The 24,626-nt window shown below is 60.2% G+C and carries 22 protein-coding genes and 2 pseudogenes; 20 read left to right on the forward strand and 4 right to left on the reverse strand.

Annotated features, from left to right (window positions below; translation table 11 throughout):
• Positions 1 to 93: 93 nt before the first annotated feature.
• The 7 genes from C8C94_RS25145 (at position 94) to C8C94_RS25175 (ending at position 3,345) form a co-directional block, all read left to right on the forward strand.
• Positions 94 to 921, forward strand: a complete 828-nt coding sequence (locus C8C94_RS25145) for a DUF932 domain-containing protein (protein ID WP_121423135.1) — start codon at positions 94 to 96, stop codon at positions 919 to 921.
• 29 nt (positions 922 to 950) lie between these two features.
• Positions 951 to 1,385, forward strand: a complete 435-nt coding sequence (locus C8C94_RS25150; protein WP_121423136.1) for a hypothetical protein — start codon at positions 951 to 953, stop codon at positions 1,383 to 1,385.
• A gap of 148 nt (positions 1,386 to 1,533) precedes the next feature.
• Positions 1,534 to 1,860 (forward strand): hypothetical protein, encoded by a 327-nt coding sequence (locus C8C94_RS25155; protein WP_121423137.1) that lies wholly within the window; start codon positions 1,534 to 1,536, stop codon positions 1,858 to 1,860.
• The gene (locus tag C8C94_RS25160) at positions 1,844 to 2,197 is read left to right on the forward strand and encodes a type II toxin-antitoxin system RelE/ParE family toxin (RefSeq protein ID WP_055398132.1); all 354 of its coding nucleotides are present in this window, start codon (positions 1,844 to 1,846) and stop codon (positions 2,195 to 2,197) included. The genes C8C94_RS25155 and C8C94_RS25160 overlap by 17 nt, the downstream gene beginning before the upstream one ends.
• The gene (locus C8C94_RS25165) at positions 2,194 to 2,517 is read left to right on the forward strand and encodes a DNA-binding protein (RefSeq protein WP_082437434.1); all 324 of its coding nucleotides are present in this window, start codon (positions 2,194 to 2,196) and stop codon (positions 2,515 to 2,517) included. The genes C8C94_RS25160 and C8C94_RS25165 overlap by 4 nt, the downstream gene beginning before the upstream one ends.
• A 25-nt stretch (positions 2,518 to 2,542) precedes the next feature.
• Entirely contained in the window at positions 2,543 to 3,004 is a 462-nt protein-coding gene (locus C8C94_RS25170; protein WP_147433321.1) for a hypothetical protein, read from the forward strand.
• A gap of 77 nt (positions 3,005 to 3,081) precedes the next feature.
• Entirely contained in the window at positions 3,082 to 3,345 is a 264-nt protein-coding gene (locus tag C8C94_RS25175; protein WP_199731494.1) for a hypothetical protein, read from the forward strand.
• Between the two features lie 308 nt (positions 3,346 to 3,653).
• Here C8C94_RS25175 and C8C94_RS25180 read toward each other — a convergent pair whose 3' ends face one another.
• Positions 3,654 to 4,481 (reverse strand): hypothetical protein, encoded by an 828-nt coding sequence (locus tag C8C94_RS25180; protein ID WP_199731497.1) that lies wholly within the window; start codon positions 4,479 to 4,481, stop codon positions 3,654 to 3,656.
• Between the two features lie 115 nt (positions 4,482 to 4,596).
• Positions 4,597 to 5,595 carry an NYN domain-containing protein gene (locus tag C8C94_RS25185; RefSeq protein WP_233573620.1) on the reverse strand — a complete coding sequence of 333 codons (999 nt, stop codon included), beginning with the start codon at positions 5,593 to 5,595 and terminating at the stop codon, positions 4,597 to 4,599.
• A 120-nt stretch (positions 5,596 to 5,715) separates the two neighbouring features.
• Here C8C94_RS25185 and imuA point away from each other — a divergent pair, with 120 nt between their 5' ends.
• From imuA to C8C94_RS25205, 4 genes are all read left to right on the forward strand, one after another.
• Positions 5,716 to 6,513, forward strand: a complete 798-nt coding sequence (gene imuA, locus C8C94_RS25190; RefSeq protein ID WP_121423140.1) for a translesion DNA synthesis-associated protein ImuA — start codon at positions 5,716 to 5,718, stop codon at positions 6,511 to 6,513.
• A complete protein-coding gene (locus C8C94_RS25195; protein ID WP_121423141.1) occupies positions 6,452 to 7,768 on the forward strand; it encodes a DNA polymerase Y family protein in 1,317 nt (438 codons plus the stop codon). Before imuA ends, C8C94_RS25195 begins: the two co-directional genes overlap by 62 nt.
• Before the next feature lie 7 nt (positions 7,769 to 7,775).
• Positions 7,776 to 10,901 carry an error-prone DNA polymerase gene (locus C8C94_RS25200; protein ID WP_121423142.1) on the forward strand — a complete coding sequence of 1,042 codons (3,126 nt, stop codon included), beginning with the start codon at positions 7,776 to 7,778 and terminating at the stop codon, positions 10,899 to 10,901.
• A gap of 133 nt (positions 10,902 to 11,034) precedes the next feature.
• Positions 11,035 to 11,574, forward strand: coding sequence for a hypothetical protein (locus tag C8C94_RS25205; protein WP_121423143.1), 540 nt, complete (start codon positions 11,035 to 11,037; stop codon positions 11,572 to 11,574).
• A gap of 312 nt (positions 11,575 to 11,886) precedes the next feature.
• Here C8C94_RS25205 and istB read toward each other — a convergent pair whose 3' ends face one another.
• Both istB and C8C94_RS25215 read right to left on the reverse strand, forming a co-directional pair.
• Positions 11,887 to 12,705, reverse strand: a complete 819-nt coding sequence (istB, locus tag C8C94_RS25210; protein ID WP_121423144.1) for an IS21-like element helper ATPase IstB — start codon at positions 12,703 to 12,705, stop codon at positions 11,887 to 11,889.
• Positions 12,695 to 13,225: pseudogene (locus tag C8C94_RS25215) on the reverse strand (IS21 family transposase); the annotation flags it as partial. The pseudogene C8C94_RS25215 and the gene istB, both read right to left, overlap by 11 nt.
• A gap of 145 nt (positions 13,226 to 13,370) precedes the next feature.
• On the opposite strand from C8C94_RS25215, the gene C8C94_RS25220 reads away from it, so the two are divergent.
• The 9 genes and pseudogenes from C8C94_RS25220 to C8C94_RS25265 form a co-directional block, all read left to right on the forward strand.
• Complete coding sequence (locus C8C94_RS25220) at positions 13,371 to 16,286, forward strand: Tn3-like element IS1071 family transposase (RefSeq protein ID WP_044402914.1); 2,916 nt, start codon at positions 13,371 to 13,373, stop codon at positions 16,284 to 16,286.
• 346 nt (positions 16,287 to 16,632) lie between these two features.
• Entirely contained in the window at positions 16,633 to 17,346 is a 714-nt protein-coding gene (locus C8C94_RS25230) for an HAD family hydrolase (protein WP_051723375.1), read from the forward strand.
• Positions 17,339 to 18,481: an ABC transporter ATP-binding protein gene (locus C8C94_RS25235; protein ID WP_121423145.1), complete on the forward strand. Its 1,143-nt coding sequence runs from the start codon at positions 17,339 to 17,341 to the stop codon at positions 18,479 to 18,481. The genes C8C94_RS25230 and C8C94_RS25235 overlap by 8 nt, the downstream gene beginning before the upstream one ends.
• Before the next feature lie 9 nt (positions 18,482 to 18,490).
• The gene (locus C8C94_RS25240; protein WP_199731501.1) at positions 18,491 to 19,363 is read left to right on the forward strand and encodes a carbohydrate ABC transporter permease; all 873 of its coding nucleotides are present in this window, start codon (positions 18,491 to 18,493) and stop codon (positions 19,361 to 19,363) included.
• Positions 19,360 to 20,193, forward strand: coding sequence for a carbohydrate ABC transporter permease (locus tag C8C94_RS25245; protein ID WP_121423147.1), 834 nt, complete (start codon positions 19,360 to 19,362; stop codon positions 20,191 to 20,193). Before C8C94_RS25240 ends, C8C94_RS25245 begins: the two co-directional genes overlap by 4 nt.
• Positions 20,194 to 20,211: 18 nt before the next feature.
• Complete coding sequence (locus C8C94_RS25250) at positions 20,212 to 21,474, forward strand: ABC transporter substrate-binding protein (RefSeq protein ID WP_121423148.1); 1,263 nt, start codon at positions 20,212 to 20,214, stop codon at positions 21,472 to 21,474.
• Positions 21,475 to 21,527: 53 nt separating this feature from the next.
• On the forward strand, positions 21,528 to 22,319 hold the full coding sequence (locus C8C94_RS25255; RefSeq protein ID WP_121423149.1) for a phosphodiesterase: 792 nt from the start codon (positions 21,528 to 21,530) through the stop codon (positions 22,317 to 22,319).
• Positions 22,320 to 23,019: 700 nt separating this feature from the next.
• Positions 23,020 to 23,748: a class I SAM-dependent methyltransferase gene (locus tag C8C94_RS25260; RefSeq protein WP_031942805.1), complete on the forward strand. Its 729-nt coding sequence runs from the start codon at positions 23,020 to 23,022 to the stop codon at positions 23,746 to 23,748.
• 514 nt (positions 23,749 to 24,262) lie between these two features.
• A pseudogene (locus C8C94_RS25265) lies at positions 24,263 to 24,544 on the forward strand (IS21 family transposase); the annotation flags it as partial.
• Positions 24,545 to 24,626: the final 82 nt, after the last annotated feature.

Here is a 24,626-nt window from a genome sequence, read left to right on the forward strand (position 1 = left end):
TCAAGAGGGTATTCGGTCAGGGCAGACGCCCACGGACCGTTTTTGTAACCGGCACATGCCTTGCGCTTGCCACAACACTCTTGGAGAATCACTATGCAACTCGCTTCTCGTTTCGCTTCCCGTTCCCCCGTCCTGCGTTCTCCTGTTCCGCTGAGCGATGACCAGATCCGCTTGGTTGCCCCTTCGATCTTTGCTGAAGAAGCCCATGACAGCCGGTCGAATCGCTACAGCTACATCCCAACTTCCGTGGTGCTCAACAAACTGCGAGGGGAGGGCTTTCAACCTTTCATGGTCACCCAGACGCGCGTGCGCCGAGAGGACCGCCGCGAGTTCACGAAGCACATGATCCGACTGCGCCACGCAAGCCAGATCACCGGCAGTGAGGCCAACGAGATCATTGTTTTGAACGCGCACGATGGCTCGAGCAGCTATCAAATGCTCGCGGGAATGTTCCGCTTTGTTTGCTCGAATGGCCTGGTATGCGGCGACACCGTTGCAGACGTGCGGGTCCCGCACAAAGGCGACGTTGCCTCACAGGTCATCGAAGGCGCCTACGAGGTGCTGCAGGGCTTCGATCGCGTTGCAGAGTCTCGCGACTCGATGCGCGCCATCACCCTGGATACGCACGAGGCGGAAGTCTTTGCCCGGTCCGCATTGGCGCTCAAGTACGACACCGAGGTCAAGCCCGCGCCGATCACCGAGGCACAGCTCCTGCAACCGCGGCGAAATGCAGACGCAAAGCCCGACCTCTGGTCGGTGATGAACGTCTGTCAGGAGAACGTGAGCAAGGGAGGGTTGCGCGGCCGCACCGCCACCGGCCAGCGCCGGCAGACGCGCGGGATTCAGGGCATCGACCAGGACATCAAGCTCAACCGCGCTCTGTGGCTACTCGCCGACGGCATGGCCAAGCTCAAGGCGTAGTCGTCATGCGATTCTCTCGATACCCTCGCGTGGAGGTATTCGAGTGGACGAAGCGCAAGCTCACGCTCGCGGAGAGGCGGCCCCAGCGCCAGGCAATGAAGCTGGCCAGCAACTACCCGCTGATTGCCTCGGTGCTGGAACCACCGCAGGCATTCGATCTTGAGCGAGAGACCGAGAGTCGGCGTCTCGCCTACCAACGGAGTGAGCAGCGGATGCGGGCCTTTCATGCACGCATTTGGCGCGAGTCCCGCAAGGACTTCTTCCTGGCGAGCGACGCGCAGCGGGCATTGATCCGCTCCGCTTGGCTCGAATGGAGAGGGCCGACAACGTCCACGTACTTCAGGTATTTGGTCGACCTCCACACCGGCGTCATGAAGGCCAGAAGCGAGCGCTTCCGTGCTGCTGAAAAGCAACGCAGGCTTAGCATCCTGGCCCTCAGCTCCAGCCAGCTGCAGATCCAATAGGACTAGCACTACCCAACCCCCGGCCTAAACAGCTGGGGGTTTTTTTTGCGCGGCGCCCGGTTACTCCGTTCCTTCAAGCAAACAACCAGGTACCCGCTGGGCATGCGCACCGCATGCCTAACCCTATCAACCACAACCTGGAGATCAAATGATCGAAACATTCAGCATGCAAGACCTGCCTGCAACCTGTGTCCTCTATGACAAGCTGGCGGCCGGCGCCTGGCTGCGTATCGACGCCAACGCGATAGGCTGGGACGACGACTTTGAGGCCCTCGTGGGAACGAATGCCTACGGCCAAGACTATGTCTGGGGGGCGCTGACTCTCGAAAAGGTCGAGCAGTGGCGGCAGCGGCTTGTCGATTCCGGCAACTTTGGTTTTTGCCCTGACCGCGAGGAGGAGCACTTGGACGTCCTGGCTCTGCAGTTGCATCTGAGTAACCTTAACGTTACCATTCAAAATGGCTGCGCGGCTTGAGGAGTACGTGCGCGAGGACGGCACCAATCCCTACAAGGAGTGGTTCGACAGCTTGGATCTCCAAGCGGCGACCAAGGTGACGATCGCAAAGGCGCGCCTGGAGCTCGGGAACACTTCCAACGTGGAGTGGTTCCGCGGCATCGGCGAGTACAAGATCAATTGGGGCCCAGGCTACCGAATCTATCTTGCGAAGGACGGTGAATCTCTCGTGGTGCTTTTCGGAGGCAGCTCGAAGAAGAACCAACAGCGTGCAATTGACCAGGCGGTAGCGCTGCATGAGGAATACAAGGCCAGGAAGAAGGCCCAGACCCCAACGAAGAAAGGTGGACCGCGATGAGTCTCACGCGAGATTTCAAGCTGACGGTAGTAGAGCGCGTACGGCGCGAGCCGGAGTTTGCAAGAGCACTCCTGGATGAGGCGGCAACGCTTTTTCTCAATGGTGAAACCGATACAGCACGGCTGGTCCTTCGAGATCTGGTCAATGCCACTGTAGGTTTCGAGCAACTTGCTACAGTGACCAAAAAACCCAGCAAGAGCCTGCATCGGATGCTGTCCCCCCGGGGAAATCCGAGCATGGATAATCTTGCTGCGATTTTTGGCGCGGTACGAACCGGACTGAAAGTGGACTTCGACGTGCGTGTTGTCGAGGCTGCCTGATTGGAGGGCTCAAAATATATCCCACATGGCATTGCCATGGGGGATTCTTATATTCAAACTGCTGGCTCATTCATTCGGCCAGCGCCAAATGGACTCCTCAAAAATGAAACAAACCCAAGATAGCACACCAGTACTTGTCACTCTTCGCTCGGCAATTGCGCTGCGGCAAAATGCTATCGAGATTTCCTACAAGCTGTCTGCAATGTGTCTGCTCGGCGGAATCATGATCGGGGCCTTCCTCATAATGATCCTGATACCTGAGCTTGGCTCGATGAAGAACGGGCTTCAACCAGTCCATCTCGTAGCACTTGTGCCAGGAATCATCGCGGTGGGAATTGGGCTGATGCCTGGAAAGAAGCCGCAACGCATCCCCTCGCTTACACACCAAGAGATCGAAAGCATGAAAAGCACGATGGGACTTTCTGCCGAACTGGTGGAGCGTACCAAGGCTCAAGTTCTTGTCGTTCGCGACCACCCGGCAAAATAGAACCCTTATTGAAACACCCCAGATGGGCACGGTCCCCTCTGGGGATGGTGTCTGTCCACCTGGAAAAGGCACAACCCGTGGCAGCATTTCAAAGCAAGCAGCATTTCCTCGAAGGGATGGTATATCCGCTCTCTTCTGATGCCGAAACAAATCCACCAATAGCCTGCAACTTCAAGGTAGGCGACAAGGTAGATTTCACCAACGACTATGGTGTGGTTTTTCGAAATGAAACTGTGACAGGTTTCTCACCAACAATCGAAGGTGGTAGGTTCGTTTATCTTGACTGGGCTTCCTGGTGGTTCCCGGCGAAGCCCGAGAAACTCAATATGTCTTGCGAGTAATGAACTCCGCAGAATTCCAAGTACTTTGGACCGTGAAACTATGGGACGGATTTTCCAACCAAGAGTTTCAGCGGCGAGGCTCCTATGAGCAGGTTGCAAACTCTCTTGCGGGATGTCCCCCTGCATACATTTGGTCAATCTCCGGTGAACCGGTTCGTTCCTTAGACTGCAAAGAACCAAGATAGGCCGACGGCCTCAAGCGCGAATAGTGCGCTCAAATAGAAAGCCCATCCAAATCACGGATGGGCTTTTTTCTGCCTATACCTCTTTGGAATGATCGCCAATACCGACCGAGAAGCCATCCATATTTATGCTCTGCTGTATGACGGCGAAATTTGACTCATTAACTCGTTAAAATCACTCTCCGAAACAGAATGAAGCGGCTCAAATCTCCCTCCTTCACCATCGAAGATGTACTGCGAACAACGGCAATCGTCAGCTTGCTCTTCGCAGTTTCGGCAAGGGGATGAGCAAATCTCGACCATTCGGTCGATAGCCTCGGACGGGTCACCGGAATCATATGGAGATGAATAGTCGCTGGTTGAGGAGGGTATGTTGCCCATTGCGAACTTCAGTACACCTTCTGCGTCTTCGAAATTCCAATTTGACAGTGCCTTTAGACCTGGAAGAAGCACTGCACGGCAATAGTCGAATCTATATTGTTCTAGATGACACAATACACGCCCGTCGTGCTCGACCAGACTTTTGAAGGAAATTTGCCCGTAGCGGTCACCGAGGTCGACGTATCTATCTGGTTTGATTCGGATATGTTTCAGCGCATTGTTGACGGCATCTATCAGTTCCATTTTTCGGTTAGAAATATGTGCTCCATCAACTGCAAATAGTTCGTCAAAAGACTTAATCAAATTCGCACGGCTTTCCTTGATTCCTGCCGCAGACCGAATGGCCTTTAGATAGTCAACACTATGCGCCAGTATGAGATTGGCACCAAATGCCTGATGGAGTGATACTCTATTCTTTCTAACGGTTGTTGCGATTTCTAGTTTTGCCGGCTCAAGAATAAACTTGATGTAGTGCATATAGTCTTCGCAGGCTTCTTTGACTTCTTCGGTCATAGCTGGAAGCTTGATCTCTACCGGATGCTCTTTCGGTGCGGAAACATTAATAATTGCCATGTTTTCTATATTATTGGAATCCGCATATTTGCAGAAAGGTTTGCCGGCCAACTGTTGCCAAATCTGCGGCAAACATTTAGATTCAGGGGATAGAACGGTGCTGCTGCAATGGGAGCTAAGACCTGGTGGGCGACGCCGTAGTATTTTTTGCTTTGACGTACAGCACCCTTTGCGTCTGACCCGGCGAAGTTCGTTCTTCTGTCTCAAAAATATCTGACTTGGAGCGCACCAGATCCGATAGCTTTTTAAAGCCGTATAGCCGCGAGTCGAACTCGGGCTGCAGTTTGGTCAGATAGCCACCAAACGTACCAAGATGAGCCCAACCAGAGTCGTCGCTGGAAAGCTCCAGCGCTTCCAAGACAAACTGTTTTGGAAATTCGGGCACTGCGAGTGGCACCGGCGGTTCCACTTTCACGGCTGCATCAGCCTGCGCAGGCTTTGCACCAGGAGCCGTAGCGGTGTTGCTAGCAGTCGGCCTCAACACCTCCGTGAAAATGAATTTGTGGCATGCGCTCCTGAATGCCTCGGGCGTTTTGTGTTCACCAAAACCGATGACCGTGACGCCTTCTTCTCGAATGCGGGTTGCGAGACCTGTGAAGTCGCTATCGCTTGAGACCAGGCAAAACCCATCGAACTTGCGGGTATAGAGCAAGTCCATGGCGTCAATGATGAGCGTGCTATCCGTTGCATTCTTCCCGGTGGTGTACGCGAACTGCTGAACCGGCTTGATGGCATGGCGTTGCAGCACCTTTTTCCAGGATGCGCTCGTCGGGGCAGTGAAGTCGCCGTAGATCCGCTTCACGGTAGCTTCACCGAAGCGCGCGACTTCCGCGAGCAGGCCGTCAATAACGGCCGCCTGTGCGTTGTCGGCATCGATCAAAACCGCGAGCCGCATTGTCGGCTCGTCGGCGCTTTGCTTAGTTGAGACCCGTGGTGCTGTCATTGAACGTGTGGGGTTGAGTTGTGCGATGCCCGATTCTCGTCCGAACTGGCCGGGGGAGGGCCGTGTGCAGCTGGTGCACTGGCGTGAGCGCATGGAGATAGAGAATCTGACCGCCCTGTAGGTGTATTGGTGCTGCTTGCGGCCGAAATTCAAGCCGGGCGGCACTGTCATGCTACGAAATTCGCCCTACAGCGCAGTCCAAACCAGGGGGCACTTTCTACTTTGCATAGGCGGGCATATACTGGCTATTCATACAGTATTTGTGCCGATGACCGCCCCCGTCTCCCGTCCATGCCAGTTCCCATCCCTTCTGCTTCTGGCGCCTTTGATCCTGGCAGCCTCCCACGTCATGTGGCCGAGGCTGTCTGGCGCGGCGCGGAACTGGGCGATTCCATGTCGCGCACTGTCTCGTCGGGCTTTGCTGAACTGGACAGTGAGCTTCCTGGCGGTGGCTGGCCAACCCACAGCCTGACCGAGCTGCTCATGCCCCAGGCGACCCTCTGCGAGTGGCGCCTCCTCAGTAGGTCCATTCCCTCGCTCATGTCCTCTGGCGGCAGGATCTACCTGATCGCCCCGCCCAAGCAGCCGCATGCCGCAGGCCTGGAGCAGTTGGGCCTGAACGCGGATCAGGTGGTGTGGATCCATGCGTCTACCCCCGTGGACCGCCTCTGGGTGACTGAGCAGATCGTCAAGTCCGATCCCGCCGGTGCGGTGCTGTCCTGGCTGCCTCAGGCACGGCCGGAGCAGATCCGTCGGCTGCAGATCCACGCCCAGTCCTGCGATGCTCCCGTGTTTCTGTTCCGCCCGGTGACAGCACTGACCGATAGCTCTCCAGCGCCGCTGCGTGTCGCTGTGGCCCCGGCCAACGGCTGGCAGCTGGAGGTCCGCATTCCGAAGCGCAGGGGCGCGTCATTGGATGAAGCCTTGTACCTGGCAGCGATGCCGGGCAATCTGGAGTCGGTGGTTCCGCCCCGGCTCAAGACCGTGCCGGCCACCGTCGCCGCACTCACCCGTGAGGAGGCCTCCAATGCTTGGGCATTGGGCCGCGTTGCTCCCCATCCCTCTGCCGGCCAGCCCGTCTCCCATTGATGCGACATCCCTCGGAATCTGGGCCCTGCAGTTCACCCCTCGGGTGGCTCTGGTGGAAGGTTCCGTCGTCGCAGAGGTATCAGGAAGCGCGCGCCTGTTTGGAGGTATGGAGGCACTGCACTCCCTCATCGAAGGCGGTGCTGCGGAGCTGGGTGCCCGCATTGCCTGGGCCCCCACAGGCACGTCAGCGCTCGCCTTGGCTCGCCACGCACCTGGGGAGGCCGTTTTCGACGGTTTTCGCGCTCCATTGGCCAAGATCCTGGACCCCTTGCCGCTGCAAGCAATCTCGGCTGTGAGCAAGCACCAGCCCACTCTGGCCCGCGTGGGCTGCCGCACGCTCGGCGACGTGCGCAGTCTCCCACGTGGGGGCCTGAGCCGTCGCTTTGACAAGGAACTGCTAGCCGCCCTCGACCAGGCGTACGCACTAAGGCCGGAGGTCTACGAATGGATCAGCTTGCCCGAGACGTTCCATGCAAGTCTAGAGCTGACGTCGCGGGTAGAGACTGCGCCAGCCCTGCTGTTCGGCGCCCGGCGCCTGCTCGTGCAGATGGCGGGATGGCTGGCCGCGCGCCGCATGGGGGCCACTGCCTTCACGCTCAGGTGGTGCCACGACGTCATGCGCGCCAAGGACGCCGGCGCCGGTGGCGAGCTGACCGTTCGCACTGGCCAGCCCACACAGAACGTTGAGCACTTCGCGCGGCTGCTGGCCGAGCACTTGGCCAAAGTCCAGCTTGCGGCCCCGGCCGGAGACATCGAGCTACTCGCCACTGAGGTCTTGCCGATCATCGAAGAGAGCCGGTCCCTCATCCCAGAGACCTTGCGCAAGGGCGCCAATACAGATCTCGCCTTGGAGCGAATCCAGGCACGCTTGGGGAATACCTGCGTGCGCCGCCCGGCCTTGTCTGCGGACCATCGGCTGGAGTGGATGCAGAGTTGGGAGTGCAATGCCCAACGGAAGTCTTCGCAACCGCCCTACGAACTGCCCTTGCCCAGCTGGGTCCTCGATGAGCCGCTACGCCTCATGGAGCGCGACAACCGACCGTACTACCAAGGGCCACTGCAACTGCTCCTAGGTCCTGACCGCATCGAAGGCGGCTGGTGGCAACGGAGTGGCGAAGGCGCCGATGCGCGACCCCTCAACGTGCAGCGCGACTACTGGCTTGCTCTGAGCGCGCACGCCGGCGTGCTCTGGGTGTTCCAGCAGCGCCTGGCGAGAGACCAGACCGCCTGGTTCCTGCACGGGCACTTTGCGTGAAGCTGGCATGCTGATCCGTCCTTCCCGGTCGCTGCCGGACTATGTCGAACTGAAGTGCGTGTCGAACTTCACGTTCCTACGGGGAGCGAGCGCACCCGACGAGCTGGTGGAGCGTGCCCAGGAACTCGGCTACCAGGGCCTGGCAATCACAGACGAATGTTCCATGGCGGGTGTCGTGCGCGCGCACGTGGCTGCCAAAGCGGCGGGCCTGCCGCTGCTGCTGGGATCTCAATTCCAGCTCCAGCCGCGTAACGAGACTGAGGCCCGATTCACGGTGGTGGTTCTCGCCCAGAACCTGAACGGATACGGCAACCTGTGCGCTTTCATCACCAAGCTTCGACGCTCCTCAGAGAAAGGCACCTACCACCTCACCCTTGACCATATCAGCGGTACGGAGCTGGAAGACTGCGTGGTCCTGCTCTGCCCCGACCGCAAGGCCTCGGAGGCGCAGTTGGAAGAGGCCGGGCTCTGGACCCTAAATCAATTCACTGGGCGCTGCTGGATCGGCGTGGAGCAGCTGCGCCGCCTCGACGACGAACTGTGGCTCCACCGCATGCGGCAGCTGTCCGAACTCACGGCGCTCCCGCTGGTCGCGGTGGGTGATGTCCACATGCATGTTCGCTCCCGAAAGCCGCTGCAGGATGTGCTCACGGCCACGCGCATTGGCAAGCCGCTCTCCGAGTGTGGGTTCGCACTGCAGCGCAGCGCGGAGCAGCATCTGCGCACCCGGCTACGCCTTGCGCAGACCTTTCCTGCCGAGCTGCTGGCCGAGACGCTGCAGGTGGCGGCGCGGTGCACCTTCAACCTGGACGAGCTGAAGTACCAGTACCCCGACGAGGTGGTGCCCGCAGGGCACACTGCTGCGACGTACCTGCGACAGGCGACATACGAGGGTGCGGGCCGCCGCTGGCCGGCGGGCATTCCGGGAAAGGTCCAAGGACAAATCGAGCACGAGCTGTCTCTGATCTGTGAACTGCGCTACGAGCACTACTTTCTCACCGTTTTCGACATCGTGGCCTTCGCCCGCTCGCGCAACATCTTGTGCCAAGGGCGCGGCTCGGCAGCGAACAGCGTGGTTTGCTACTGCCTTGGCGTCACCGAGGTGGATCCAGCGCGCATGTCCGTGCTCTTCGAGCGCTTCATCAGCAAGGAGCGCAATGAACCACCAGACATTGACATTGACTTTGAACATCAGCGCCGCGAAGAGGTGATCCAGTACCTGTACCAGCGGTACGGGCGGGACCGGGCAGCGCTCACCGCCGCAGTCATCAGCTACCGGCCGAAGTCAGCGATTCGGGATGTCGGCAAAGCGCTTGGGTTCGATCTGGCCACGGTGGACGCCATCGCCAAGGGCCAGAAGTGGTTCGACGGGGCGGACGTCAGGCTGGAACGCTTTGATGAACTCGGCATGTCCGTGGACGACCTCGCAGTGCGCCAACTGATCACGCTCACCAGCCAGCTCATCGGGTTCCCACGGCACCTGTCGCAACACACAGGCGGCTTTGTGCTCACGCGGGATTTGCTGTGCCGCATGGTGCCGGTGGAGAACGCATCGATGGCGGACCGCACCGTGATCGAATGGGACAAAGACGACCTCGATGCGGCAGGCCTGCTCAAGGTGGACGTGCTGGCCCTGGGCATGTTGTCCGCGATTCGAAGGGCCCTGGACATGGTCGGCCGTCGACGTGGCCATCAGTTCAGCATGCAGGACATTCCTCCCGAGGATCGCCAGACGTACCAGATGATCTCGATGGCTGACACCGTGGGCGTCTTCCAGATCGAGTCGCGCGCGCAGATGTCGATGCTCCCGAGGTTGCGGCCCAAATGCTTCTATGACCTGGTGATCGAGGTGGCACTGGTCCGGCCCGGGCCCATCCAGGGCGGCATGGTGCACCCCTATCTGCGTAGACGGCAAGGCCATGAACGTGTGTCGTATCCCAGCAAGGAGCTTGAAGTCGCGCTCGGCCGCACCCTGGGTGTTCCTATCTTTCAGGAACAGGTCATGCAGATCTCCATGATTGCAGCAGGCTTCACCGCCGGCGAGGCGGATGGGCTTCGGCGCGCAATGGCAGCCTGGAAAAGGAAGGGCGGTCTTGAAAAATACTATGACAAGATCGTGCAGGGCATGTTGGCCCGAGGGTACGAGAAGAGCTTTGCGGAGTCGACCTTCCAGCAGATCCGAGGGTTCTCGGAATACGGCTTTCCTGAGAGCCATGCGGCCAGCTTCGCACTGTTGGTCTACGCCTCGTCATGGATCAAACGGCACGAGCCAGCTGCGTTCCTCGCTGCCCTGCTGAACAGCCAGCCCATGGGGTTCTACACCCCCAGCCAGCTGGTCCAGGATGCCAGGCGGCATGGCGTGGAGGTGAGGGCGGTGGACGTGATGTACAGCGACGTCGAGTCCACGCTGGAAGACCTGCCGAATCCTCCGGCGGTGCGGCTGGGACTGCACATGATCCGTGGCCTGCACGCGGCGAGCGCCGCACGCATCATGGACGCGCGCCGCCAGGCCCCTTTCGACAATGCAGAGGAGCTGGCGCGCCGAGCGCTGCTCGAGCACCATGAGATGAAACTCCTTGCGGCCGCCGGTGCGCTGGCCACGTTGTCGGGGCATCGTCGGCAGCAAGTCTGGGACGCGGCCGCGCTGCATGCACCGCCCGAGTTGCTCCAGGAAGCACCGGTGGATGAAGAGTTCCTAGAGCTGCCAGCGGCGCCAGAAGGGGAAGAGGTTGTTTGGGACTACGCGTCGCTTGGACTCACCTTGCGCAGCCATCCCATGGCGCTGCTGCGTAAGAGGTTGGAGAAGTACAAGCTCAAGACCTCCGCGGAATTGCGCAGGATGGCCAACGGCCGCAGCGTGCGCACAGCCGGCATCGTCACGCTGCGCCAGCAACCCGAAACAGCAAACGGCACGGTATTCCTATCCCTTGAGGACGAGCATGGGACCACGCAGGTCATCGTCTGGCGGGATGTCCGGGATGCGCAGCGCCAGGTGTTGCTGGGCTCACGCCTGCTGGCCGTCAAGGGACGCTGGCAGCGCCAGGGCATGGTGTGCAACCTGATTGCAGAACGCTTGGCGGACCTGTCACCGTTGCTCGGCCGCCTGGCCACCGAGAGCCGGGACTTCCGGTAGTCCGAGGGGGCGGCCCCCCGTTATCGGTCCTGGTTCGGCAATACGCCCTGTAGGCGCCGCCTGCCACGTCTTTAACTTGCGGACCTCGACACCGCAAGGCGCCCGTGACCATCGAAACAAACGGAGATTTCCTATGACAACAGATAGCCCTGCCACCACCGCAAGCCCGTCGATTGAAGAGCTGCAGGCAGCCCATGCCACCCTTTCCGGCTTCATCGAACACCTCGACGAGCAAGACCGAGACATCCTGGCCCACTGCTTCGCTGCACGAGACAAGCTCACCGAGCCATGCATGGGCGACTACGTGCTTTTCCCGACGGGGGAGCTCGAACGTTTCAGCAACGACCAGCGCGCTGGCCTGCAGACCTCCCCCAGCGGCAGCTTCTATCTCAGCCGCTCAGGATATGGCAGCTTGAGCTGCGGCGCGTTGAATCCTTCAACCCCACGGGACGCGCTCCGAAGCACCGATATTCGGTTGCCCGGGAAGTTCTGGTTCTTCCATCACTGCGTTGCTGGCCCAGGGCGAGGTGTCTACTTTGAGATTCCATGCCGGGTGTTCACCACCTCTGCGTCATACACCGGTTTCCTTGGAACGACCTTCTCGTCTCCCGAAATCCAGGCATTGAAAGCGCATCTGCGAGCACTTATGTCCGCGACCAAACCGGGATCCTAGGCCGGCAGCAAAAACACCAAAGCCCACGTCTCATCTTCGGATGGGCGTGGGCTTCTTCTTTTGAACATGCAGAATACCGGGCTATGAACGGCCCATTGCGCAACTACTTCAAGACGACCACCACGTTGGCCTGGAACTGGTTGACGTCATGGCGCTTCGTTCCTTCCTCCGCCTACTACTTATGGGATGCGTTTCCGACCAGGGGGTTTTGGCACGCCATAGGTGGATTGCTTGGTCTTCTTGTTGATTCACCAGCACAACTGAACCAGTGATCACGAAGAATTTTGAGCCACTGGTTAAAGAAGAATTCGCTCAGTCGTTTGTGGATAAGTCTAAGGTCTGATCTGTTTCTTCTGGTCCTTTCTTGGGCTTGGTCTTTAGGGATTTCTTGGTCATTGCCTGCGCGCTGGAGTTTCTAAAGCGCCAGCTCGCATTGCCGGTCTCCACGATGTGGCAGTGGTGCGTCAGCCGGTCCAGCAGTGCTGTGGTCATCTTGGCATCGCCGAACACAGTGGTCCATTCCGCAAAGCTCAGGTTTGTGGTGATGACCACGCTGGTCCTCTCGTAGAGCTTGGACAGCAGGTGGAACAGCAAGGCCCCACCAGACTGCGTGAACGGCAGGTAGCCCATCTCATCGAGGATCACTAGGTCCACGTACATCAGGCGATGTGCCATCTGGCCTGGCTTGCCTTGCTGCTTCTCCTGCTCCAGCAGATTGACCAGCTCGACCGTGGAGAAGAACCGTACGCGCTTGCCATGTGCGCGGATCGCCTCAACGCCCAGACTGGTAGCCAGGTGCGTCTTGCCTGTGCCTGGTCCGCCGACGAGCACCAGGTTGTGGGCCGAGTCCAGGAACTTCATCTCGTGCAACTCGCGCACCAGCGTTTCATCAACATGGGCATGTTCGAACTCGAAGCCGACCAGATCGCGGTGCGCAGGGAATTGCGCCGAGCGCATCTGGTATGCCATGGAGCGCACCTCGCGTTGCGCAGCCTCTGCTTTGAGCAGCTGGTGCATCAGTGTTTCGTGGTCCAGCGACTTCATGCGTGCGGTGCCCACCAGCTCCGGCCAGGTACTGGCCATGCCATGCAAGCTCAGCGACTTGAAGGCCGCGACGATCTCATTTGACATCGTTGTCCTCCTGGCTGCGCAGCGTGTCGTAGCGCGAGACGTTGGCCAGTGGCGGCACCGCCAGCGTAAGCGCGGTGTCCACCAATTCGAGCCGGGCCGGGTGTGCCTCAGACCGCATGCGCGACAGCAGATTGAGAACGTGCTCGCCGCTCACGCGGCCTGCTGCAAGCGCCTGCTGCACCGACTGCAGTACGCCGTCCAGACCGTGCAGCGTGACCGCAGTCAGCACCTGCGCCATGATCCGGTCGCCTCCGGGGTGCTTGAGCAACTGGCGTTGCAGTTCCTGCAGCGCATCGGGCATTGTCTTGAACGGCGCGCCGTTTCTCAGTGCTCCTGGCTTGCGTTCTATCAGTGCGATGTAGTGCGTCCAGTCGTAGAGGGTCTGCTCACGCTCGAAGGAGCGTTGCAGCGCGACCTTGCCACCGTCTGGGCCGAGCACCACCAACGTGTCGTGGTACGCGCGCAGGCTGACCACGGCATTGACCCACTCGCACGGCACGCTGTAGCGGTTGCGCTGGTAGGGGTCTCCTCGTTTTCAGTGCAATAAGTGACGGTACGCAAAGCTAGCACTGGCGCGGGGGTGGTCTGGGTAGACCGTTGATTTCATTGACTTTCCTGTTCGCTTTGTAAACGGGTATGGTGGCCTCCCACTTTTGAGGTTCACGATGCAGGGTTGGCACACAACGTTTTTGGGGATGCGTGGGCTCCCCCGCGATATCAGCGACTTCGAGATGAAGGCATTTTTCACCTTCGATGGTGCCGAGCGCGACGCAATCAATGCACGCCGAGGTGATTCCCACAAGCTTGGTCTGGCGCTCCATATTGGTTTCCTGCGCATGAGTGGGCGTTTGCTCGGTGCCTTTCGGGTAATTCCAGTAGCCTTGTGGCGCCACCTTGGCAACGAGCTTGGCATTGCAGCACCAGAAGTCGCCTCGCTGAGAGCCATGTATGAACGCGGGCGCACGCTATTCGATCACCAACAAGTAGCCTGCACGGTCCTTGGATTCCAGTGGATGAGCGAGCACCAGCGCCGCTCACTGGTACGTGAACTGCGCGACGAAGTGGCGCGCTGCGCCGACCGCGATCAGCTACTCGTGCGGGCGCGTCAATGGCTGTACAAGAACAAGCTGGTGATCGTGCACGAGCGGGCAATTCGGACACTGATTGCGGCGGCACTTGCCCAGCTTGAAGTTGAAACAGGCACCGCCATCGCCGCCAGCGTTGATCCAGCAACACTTGATCGCTGGCGAGCCTCAGTTTCAGAGCTGCGCCCAGATGGACAAACCCAGCAGAGTTGGCTATGGGCTGCACCGGCGAAACACTCAACCCGCCAAATCAGCGAGGTACTGGAGCGCATCGACCTGCTTTACACGCTGGACGTTCATAAGCACCTGGCAGACATCCCCGATCTCATCTTGCGCCGCTACGCGCGCCGACTTGTCTCCAGGCCGCCCTCAGCCGGAGCCAAGATCAAAGAGCCAGCGCGCACCGTGGAGGTCGCATGCTTTCTTCGGTATTGCCTGTTCACCACCACAGACCAGTTGATCCTTATGGTGCAGCGCCGGATCGCCGATCTGTGGCGTCAGGCTGCCGCCGATGTCCCCGCTACCGTCAATTGGGCCGCAATGTACAAAACGCTGCTCGGCGAACTTGTTGCCTTGAGCGCGCAAGGTGCGGTGCCAGATGCTGAGTTGCGTGCCCGTCTTGAAGCCTTGATCACCGAAACCCAGAAACGCAAACCACCGAGCAGGGCCTCCCTGGTCCGCGAGGGATTGATTGATGGAATTCGCCCCGTGCGGTCGTTGCTCGTCGCCATTGCAAAGCTGCCCTGGCAGGCCACCGGCGAGCATCCTGCCATCGAGTACCTTGCCAAGCTGCAAGCTTTATATCTCAAAGGATCCAGAAAGCTGCCAGTTGAAGTGGTGGCACCAAGTCTGGGAATGATCTGGCAGGTTTCGATCTCCAGCCCAGACCGGGAACGGGCGTTTCAGGCGTTGGAGGTGGCCACCCTGTTTGCCCTGCGCCGCGCGGTGCGCAATGGCTCGGTCTGGATTGAGCACAGCCTGAGCTTTCGGGGTCGTGCGCGCTTGTTCTTCACGGACGAGCGTTGGCAGGCAGAGTCCAAGAAACACTATGCCCGTCTATCGTTACCCAGCAAGGCTGCCACTTTCTTGAAGCCTTTGCTGGCCAGAGTAACTGCCGGTGTCGATGCGGTGGCCGCTGCAGCCCGCAGTGGCGTACTGCGCGTGGATGATGAACTCCATTTGTCGCCATTGCCCGCAGAGGACGAAGACCCAGAAGTGACCAAGCTGCGCGCGGCTTTGGATCACCGCATCGGTGAGGTTCAATTGCCGGAAGTGATTCTGGCCGTTGACGCCCAGGTGCGCTTTAGCTGGATCATGCTCGGACGTGAGCCGCGCTCTACCGACGAGCTGCTGATGGTCTATGCCGGCATCATGGCCCACGGCACCAGTCTGACTGCGGTCGAATGCGCGCGCATGATTCCGCAATTGTCTGCCACCAGCATTCGCCAGGCCATGCGCTGGGCGCGGGACGAACGGCGTCTGAGCCAGGCCTGCCAGGCTGTGCTGGAATTCATGCAGCGACACCCGATTGCCGCCACCTGGGGGCGGTCCGATTTGGCATCTTCTGACATGATGAGCATGGAGACCACCAAACGGGTGTGGCAAGCCCGGCTTGATCCTCGGCGCAACACACCTTCCATTGGAATCTACTCCCATGTAAAAGACCGGTGGGGCATCTTCCATGCGCAGCCCTTTGTGCTCAATGAGCGCCAGGCGGGCGTGGCCATTGAAGGTGTCATCCGCCAAGAAAAGCTGGAGACCAGCCAGCTTGCTGTGGATACCCATGGCTACACCGACTTTGCCATGTCACATGCCCGTTTGCTTGGTTTTGATCTTTGCCCGCGGTTGAAGGAACTCAAACAGCGCCACCTCTTTGTGCCACGCGGCACCAAAGTGCCCGCAGAAATCGCTGCGGTGTGCGAAGCCAATGTCGACGTCGCTTTGATCGAAAAGCATTGGGATAGTCTGGTGCACCTGGCAGCCTCGGTCATGAGCGGACATGCCAGTGCGGTGGCAGCTCTTGCGCGGTTCGGTTCTGCCGCCCAGGGCGATCCAATCTATGAGGCTGGCGTGCAATTGGGGCGGTTGCTGCGTACGGCGTTTTTGGCTGACTACTTTGTCAAGGACGCTTTCAGGAACGAGTTGCGCCGGGTGCTCAATCGGGGCGAGGCTGTTAACGCCCTCAAGCGCGCCATTTATACCGGCCGGATCAGCCCGGCGCAGGCCAAACGTGTCGATGAAATGCAGGCTGTGGCCGATGCGTTGAGCCTGATGGCCAACATCGTGATGGCGTGGAATACCTCACAGATGCAGGCGGTCCTGGATCGCTGGTCGAACCGCCGCCAGGTCATTCCACCGGAACTGATCGGGAAGATTGCGCCCACCAAGCTGGAGAGCATCAACTTGCGGGGTGTGTTTCGCTTCCCGGTTGACCGCTATGCTGACCAAATCCTGCCTTCGCGGCCAAATGCATCGATAACTGGCACCAATGGATGAAACCGACCACGGTTTGACGCCACGAATCGCAGATTTGAAAGTAAACAGGAAAGTCAATGAAATCAACGATCTACCAACACCACCTCCGCGCCAGTGCTAGCTTTTCGTACCGTCACTTATTGCACTGAAAACGAGGAGACCCCAAAACGCTCCGCCAGCACGCTGACTTCGACGACGCCGCCCCCTTGCAAAAGGGCGACGATTTCTTTCTGGCGAGCTGCTTTGAGCATCTGTTTTCTTGCATTTCAGGACGGTTGACGCGCCACGCGCGCACGGGATCGATGCGGAAACTGTACCGCCCGTATTTGTCATGAGTTTGACTCATCATGTTCGTAGCATTCAGGACATGAACACTAACGATCAAATACGAACAGTCGTCTTTGATGTCGATGGAACCCTTTTCGACACCTTGCCCACCCTCGCAGCCGCGGCCAATGAGGTGCTTGTGCTCGCCGGATTGCAGGCCGTCGAGCCGCAGCATCTTCGTCCTGCCTTGAGCCAGGGCATCACCGCCCTCTTCCAGAGCGCGCTCCGGCTTCAGGCCGCGTCTGTGCCGCTCGCGTTGGGGTCGCGACTCGAAGATGCCTTCGCGCACCGCTACGCATCGCACTGGCTGCACAAAACTGTGGCATACGACGGCGCTCTCGATCTGCTGTCGATGCTTCGTTCGCAGCGCATCGCACTGGGCATTTGCACGAACCGCGATCAAGGCTCCACACGCACGCTTCTGGACAAGGCAGCGCTGACCGGCTTCTTCGACGCGATCGTGGGCCTGGGCGACACCGAGCATCCCAAGCCGGACGCCGCGCCGTTGCACCTCGCACTGACCCAGTTGGGCGGGACGCCGCGGACAGCGCTGTTCGTCGGGGACTCCGGCATTGACGCAGCGTGTGCCCAGGCGGCTGGCGTACGGCTGGCGGCCCATCTCGGCGGCTACGCCGCGGCGCCCGACGACTTGCGCCCGTGCACCGTGGCGTTTTCGGGCTACGCAGAGTTTCACAGCTGGATGGCCGCCCGGACATCGACTCAGTCAACGGCGGAGACGAACGACCATGTCTGACATCCAGATTTCCGGCCTGACCAAACGCTTCGGCAACGCTGCCGTTCTTCAGGAACTCGACCTGACAGTGCGCGACGGCGAATTCCTCACCCTGCTGGGCGCGTCCGGTTGCGGCAAGTCCACCTTGCTGAAGCTGATCGCCGGCCTGGACACGCCCGACACCGGCACGATCCGCATGGGAGACCGCGACCTGCTCGCCCTGTCACCCAGCGCACGGGACTGCGCGATGGTGTTCCAGTCCTATGCGCTGTACCCGCACATGACCGTGCGCGAGAACATCTCGATGCCGCTGGTGATGCGCGGCCTGGGGTTCTGGGGTCGCCTGCCGGGGGCACGCCTGGTATCCCCCGGGGTGCGCCGCCGGCTCGCCGACATCCATGCCAGCGCACATGAAGTGGCCCGGCGACTCGCCATCGACGGGTTACTCGATCGTAAGCCGGCGCACCTGTCGGGCGGCCAGCGCCAACGCGTCGCCCTGGCGCGCGCGATGGTTCGCCACCCCTCCGTGTTCCTGTTCGACGAGCCCCTTTCTAATCTGGACGCCAACCTTCGCCATGCGCTGCGTGCCGAGATCCGGCAGCTTCACGACCAGTTGGGCGTGACGTTCATCTACGTCACGCACGATCAGCACGAAGCCATGTCCATGTCGGACCGTGTGGCGGTCATGCGCGAAGGCCGCATCCTTCAGGTGGCGCCACCCGAAGATCTGTACATGCGGCCACAAAGCCTCGAGGTGGCTCGATTCGTCGGCGCACCGCGGATCAACGTCGTGCCGGGCGACATCCTCGCCAATGGCGAGATCCATTGCCTGGGGCAACGCATCGCAGATACCGCGGGGAACGGCGGGCCCTGCCGTGTCGCCTTCCGGCCGCAGGCTGTCACCTTGGCAAAGGCGCCGGGCCTCACCGTGCGCGGCGTGGTTGGCCATGTGGAATACGCGGGTGCCGAATTGATGGCCACGCTGACCCTGCCGAGCCAGGGGGAAGCCTGCATCGTCTGCCTCCCGGCTGGCACGGCAGCGCACGCAGGGGCCGAGTTCGAGGTCACGGTCCCGTGGGAAGCCCTGCATGTCTTCGACGCCGGCGGCCAGCGCATGTCGATCGGTCGATGCGACACCCTGAAGCGAGTGGCCTGAAAGCCGAGCATGCGCGCCCATCCTCTTTCCACCGTTTCACTTCTCGCGCCCGCGGGCCTTCTTGCGACGCTTCTGCTGTTCATACCCGTCCTTGCCGTATTTCTGATGTCGCTGACCGATTGGCAGTTCGGCGCCACCACCCTGAACTGGGTCGGCCTGCAGAACTACGCCGAACTCTGGTCGGACGCGGTGTTCCGCAAGTCTGTGGCCAACACCCTTGTCTACCTCGTCCTGGTCACCGGGGGATCGATCACGCTGGGCCTGAGCCTCGCCTTGTTGATCGAATCCGATCGATCGGGACGCGGCTTCTACCGCACAGCCTTTTTCATGCCGGTCGCATCGACGCTGATCGCAATGGCGTTCGTGTGGGAGTTCCTGCTGCATCCGAGCGCCGGGCTCGTCAATCACCTGCTCCAGCAGGTCGGCGTCGCACCCCAGAACTGGCTCAACGACCGCCACCTCGCGCTGTACTCGCTCGCCGCGATCGGCATCTGGCAGATGTCGGGGCTTGCCCTGGTGTTCTTCCTGGCCGGGCTGCAAGGAATCCCCCGCGACGTGCGCGATGCGGCGGAACTCGACGGCATCGAGCGCCCCTTCGATCGATTCCGCTTCGTCACCTGGCCGTTGCTGGGCCCTACCACCTTGTTCGTCATCACTGTCTGCGCCATCCGCGCCCTGCAAGTCTTCGACACCGTTCACGTGCTCACCAAGGGCGGGCCGAACAAGGCCACCGAAGTGCTGCTGCACACCATCTATGTGGAGGGGTTCAGCTTCTTCCGCATGGGTTACGCCAGCGCCATGACGGTGGTCTTCATCGCCGGCATCTTCCTCTTGACCCAGATCCAGCACGCCGCGCTGGAGCGCAGGACGCACTACGCATGAAACGTCTTTCCCCTTCCTTTCGGATTCTTCGCCACGTGGTGCTGATGGTCGTGGCCCTGGTCTTCCTGATGCCGTTCATCTGGATGGTGCTGACCTCGCTCAAGCCTGCCGACGAAATCTTCGGCAGCGAGATTCATCTTTTTCCGACGCGCTTTGCTGCAGTGGAGAACTACACCCTCGCGCTAACCAAGGTCCCCTTGCTGCGCTACCTGTGGAATGGCGTGCTCGTCTGCGCGGGCATCCTGGTGTTGCAGATCCTGGTGGCACTGCCTGCCGCCTACGCCTTCGCCAAGCTGTCGTTCCGTGGCAAGCCGTGGGCTTGGCGCCTGGTGATGCTGGCGCTCATGGTGCCGTACCAAGCCACGGCCATCCCCCTCTACGTAATGCTGTATCACGCCGGTCTGCTCGACTCGATGGCCGCGCTCATCCTGCCTTTCAGCGTATCCGCGTTCGGCATCTTCCTGATGCGGCAGTTCTTTCGCACCGTGCCCGACGACCTGATCCACGCCGCGCGGCTCGACGGCATGGGTGAGTTGGAGATCGTCTGGCGCGTGATGCTGCCCACCGCCATGCCCGCCTTGCTGGCGTTCTCGATCTTCTCGGTGGTCTGGCACTGGAACGACTATTTCTGGCCACTGCTGGTCATCAATTCACCCCATCTGGCGACGCCGCCGTTGGGAACCATGTTCTTCCGCAATGAGGAAGCAGGCAGCGCGTTCGGCCCGTTGATGGCCGGTACGGTGCTGATCACGGCGCCGCTGGTGCTGTTGTTCGTCGTCGCGCAAAAGCGCTTCATCGAAGGTGTGACGCTCACCGGCGTCAAGGGTTAAACCGCAAGGAATCAAGCAATGAAACAACTGTTCAAGAAAACCGCCGCCCTGGCCGTGTTGATGGCCGCGGGCCTGGCACAGGCTCAGCAACCGACCGAGATCGTGGTCGACTACGCGTATGCGGGTCTCTTCAAGGAGGTCCATGAATCGATCGCGAGAGACTTCATGGCGAAGTTTCCACAGTACAAGGTCACGTTCCGCGCGCCCAACTCCGACTACGAGGTCTCCGCGCAACAGGTGTTGCGCCAGGCCGTCACGGGCCAGCTCCCCGATGTGTCTTATCAGGGCCTCCATCGTCTGCGCGTGTTTGCCGACCGTGGGCTCGCTGTCGACCTGACGCCCTTCATCAAGGCGGAGAAGGGCTGGGCGGGGATGGGTTACGACCAAGCGTTGCTTTCACTGGGGCAAGTCAAGGGTCAGCAGGTCGGCATCGGCTTCGCGCTGTCTACACCCGTCATCTACTACAACGCCGACCTGATGCGCAAGGCGGGCGTGGAGCCCGATCGCTTTCCCATGAACTGGGATGCCATCATGAACGCGGCCAAAAAGTCGAAGGCGGCAACGCCCGGCACCGAGAGCCTTCACGTCGACTGGGACATCACGGGCAACTGGATGTGGCAGGTGCTGGTCTTCAGCAACGGCGGCACCATGTTGACCGCCGACGAGAAGAAGGTGGCCTTCGACGGCCCCGCAGGCAAGGCCGCCATGCTGACCCTCGAGCAGCTCGTCAAGCAGGGTGAGATGCGCAACATCTCCTCTTCGGCCGCCTTGCAGGACTTCGTGAGCGGCAAGCTCGCGGTACTGGCGACAACCACTGCGCGCCTGGGCAGCATCACGAAGCAGGTGGGAGGCAAGTTCGAGATTCGTACCGCCCGCATGCCCGTTGCCAAGGACGGCCGACTGCCGGCCGGCGGCAATGCAGCGATGATGTTTTCCAAGGATCCTGCCAAGCAGGCCGCTGCTTGGGAATACATCAAGTTCGCCACCGGCCCGCTGGGCGCGACGACCATGGTCAAGGCAACCGGCTACTTCCCGGCCAACACGTTGCCAGCGACCGACCCGAACCTGCTTGCGCCCTTCTACAAGGCAAACCCCAATCATCTGACCGCCATCGCGCAGATGCCGGTACTCACCGGCCCGTACGCGTTTCCGGGTGACAACGGCTTTAAGATTACCGACGTAATCAAGGATCACCTCCAGACCGTGGTTTCGCAAGAGGTGCAACCCGCCGTTGCCCTTAGCGAGATGAGCAAGGCCGTCCAGGCATTGCTGCCGCGCTGAGTGCAAGGCACGACCATGCACAAGTTCATCCACATCACGGACATTCCACGACCATGCACAAGTTCATCCACATCACGGACATTCATCTTGTCGAGCAGGGTCGTGCCCTTTACGGGCATGACCCCGGCAAACGGTTCGAGCGCTGCATCGACAGCGTGATCGCCGAACACGCGGACGCGGCGTTCTGCGTGATCACGGGCGACCTCGCACATGTCGGCCACCCTGACGCCTACCGCCAGCTGTCGGAGCAATGCGCGCGGTTGCCAATGCCGGTTCATCTGATTCTCGGCAACCACGACAGCCGGACCAACTTCCGCGAGCGCTTCCCACAGGTGCCGGTGGACAGCAATGGGTTCGTCCAGTACGAGCAGGCCATCGGGAGGTTCAGGGGTCTGTTTCTGGATACCAACGAACCGGGAACGCATTGCGGCGTCTTCTGCGAGCAACGGGCAAACTGGCTTTCCCAGCGCTTGGCGGAGGATGATTCACCGGTGCTCCTGTTCATGCATCATCCGGCATTCCACGTTGGCATCCCGGTCGCGGATCGACTCGGATTGGTCGACAACGAATGGTTGCTCGCGGCTCTGAAGGGCCACGAGCATCGCGTCAAGCACCTGTTCTTCGGCCACATCCACCGGCCCATCTCGGGCACCTGGCGCGGCATCCCCTTCTCGACTTTGCGCGGTACCAACCATCAGGTGGCACTGCACCTTGGGGAATCCGAAGACATCCCGGGAAGCTTCGAGCCACCACAGTACGCCGTCGTCCTGCTCGACGACGATTCGGTGATCGTGCACCTGCATGACTTTCTCGATCGCAGCGAGAGATTCTGGCTAGGCGCGTAGGCGCGGATGCAGAGGCGGCCCTTGGTCCAGTGCCGTGAAGTCGATCCTGCCGACTCTGCAGGCGATTCAAGCCTCAATCAAGGGCCGAAGCGGGCCCTAAGAAATCGTAGTGCACCTGCCGGACGGGCACGCCCAGCGTGCGCCGCGAGCGCTGCGCACGCTGCACGAAAGGCTTCGACCCGAGGAAATAGCTGTCGGTGCCGCACCCCCGTTGGCTCACTCTCCAGTCGGCGCCAACAACTCGACCTACGAATTAAGAGTCTTCGCTACCTCGATTTCTAAAGAATCTCAAAAAGTTGGAAAAATCCAGCATCCATGCGAGTTTGCGGTTGATTGAGGCTACTGAACTGTTCTCGCAGGTTCCCCTTTTATGTGAAGTATTCGCGGCATGATTACACGGGCTTTACACGTGAGCCGCGGGCGAAACCTGCTGCTGGCCTAATGGCACTCTCCGAGCAGAATCGAAGCGCTTTACCTTGCGAAAGCGGTGCTAACGTGCTTTTGTGTTCCAGATCTGTGAGGGCCATGACTCCAAACGGCCAACTGCGGGTCTTCGAAATTTGAAACTGGTTGATTGCTACCTGGGTCAAATAAGTCTCCCTGTTGTTCCCATTTCATTGCAGCGACAAATGCGACGGCAGGGCTTGACCTGCAGATTCAGGCCACTTCGAAATGCCTGTCTGAGATTGACTGGATTGACATGACACTCTTTCGGAACGTTGCAGTTTTAGCTGGGGTTTTGGGATCGCTGCTTGGTGCCGGCAGCTTTCCGGCGCAAGCGCAAGAGCTAGCGTACGTCGCTGGAGTGCCCAGCGCCGACGGCATCGGCAAACGCTACCTGGGTCGCGAGATCGCACAGGTCATGGGGTGGCAAGGAGCGCCATGGCTCGAACGCCAGGAACGGGAGAAGGAAGAACGTACCGACCTTCTCCTGGATGCGCTGGAGTTGAAGCCAGGCATGGTGGTTGCCGACATCGGCGCTGGTACCGGCTACCTGTCCCGTCGCATGGCGCGCCTGGTCGCCCCTTCCGGCAGAGTCCTGGCGGTCGATGTGCAACCCGAGATGGTCGCGCTTTTGCGCCAGGCTGCGGAAGCCGAAGGCATGCGCAATATCACGCCTTCATTGGGTACTGAAAACGATGCCCGTCTGGCGCCGGGGTCCGTCGACCTGGCGATCATGGTCGACGTGTATCACGAGCTGTCTGCTCCGTATGAGATGCTCAGGAGTGTGGTGCAGTCGCTCGCGCCCGGCGGGCGGGTCGTTTTCGTGGAGTACAAGGCGGAAGATCCCGCAGTACAGATCAAGCAGCTGCACAAGATGACGGAAAGGCAGATCCGCCGGGAAGCGGAAATCCTGCCGTTGCAGTGGGTGCGTACAGACGCGAGGCTGCCGTGGCAGCACGTCGTCATTTTCCGAAAGAAATCCTGAACTGCAGAGCTTTGGCGAGTGCAAGCTTCTTGGCCTTGGCGGGTAATCTTCAGTTCGTCGGATCGAGCACCAAACGCGCATTTAGGTCGTCGACGAGCCAAATGACGGCGGATCCAGGCGGATCCAATGCTTGATTAAACGCCGCCATCGTCAAGACGAAACCTGCCGGCTTGATGTCATCGACGTTCAGAGAAACCTAGATGCTGCGCACAAAGGCGCTTTGCGCCATGTGCGTACGGCAGCCGCCGCTCGCCACTTGAGGATCTATGCGGTACCCCTGTCGTCATCCTGATTGCCGACTTTCAGCAGTCAGTTTATGGGGCCAAATACATCGCCGCCGTCGAGGTTTGCAAGTGCCGGCACGGTCGCCTGACCTATCAATGTCGCGGATGCATGCTTTCAGCTTTGGTACAAACGAGTAGCGCGGCGGCCTAAAACTTCTGCCATCAGTCTGAAGCTGCCTTTAAGTCGACTTGTCTGCGTCTTCGTGGGGCGGCCTGAAGCAGCGGGGCTTACCGCCGTCGACAAGGTCCACAAGGGCAAGGGCCGCACTGTCAACGCGCGCTTCTCGGTGATGTGCGCGCACTACCTGTACGACCCTGACTTCTGCAACGTCGCGGCGGGCTGGGAGAAGGGGCGCGTGGAGAAGAACGTGCAGTACAGCCGTCGGCGCATCTGGATCGAGGCGGCCCGACATCGCTTCAGTTCCTTTGTCGAACTCAATGCCTGGCTGAGTGAGCGCTGCCGCGCCCTGTGGAACGAGATCCGCCATCCCGAACACAGCCAATTCAACGTGGGCACGCGCTGGTTGGGGTCTCCTCGTTTTCAGTGCAATAAGTGACGGTACGCAAAGCTAGCACTGGCGCGGGGGTGGTCTG

Source organism: Acidovorax sp. 94 (assembly GCF_003634645.1).
In the GTDB taxonomy this organism is placed as follows: Bacteria; Pseudomonadota; Gammaproteobacteria; order Burkholderiales; family Burkholderiaceae_C; genus Acidovorax; species Acidovorax facilis.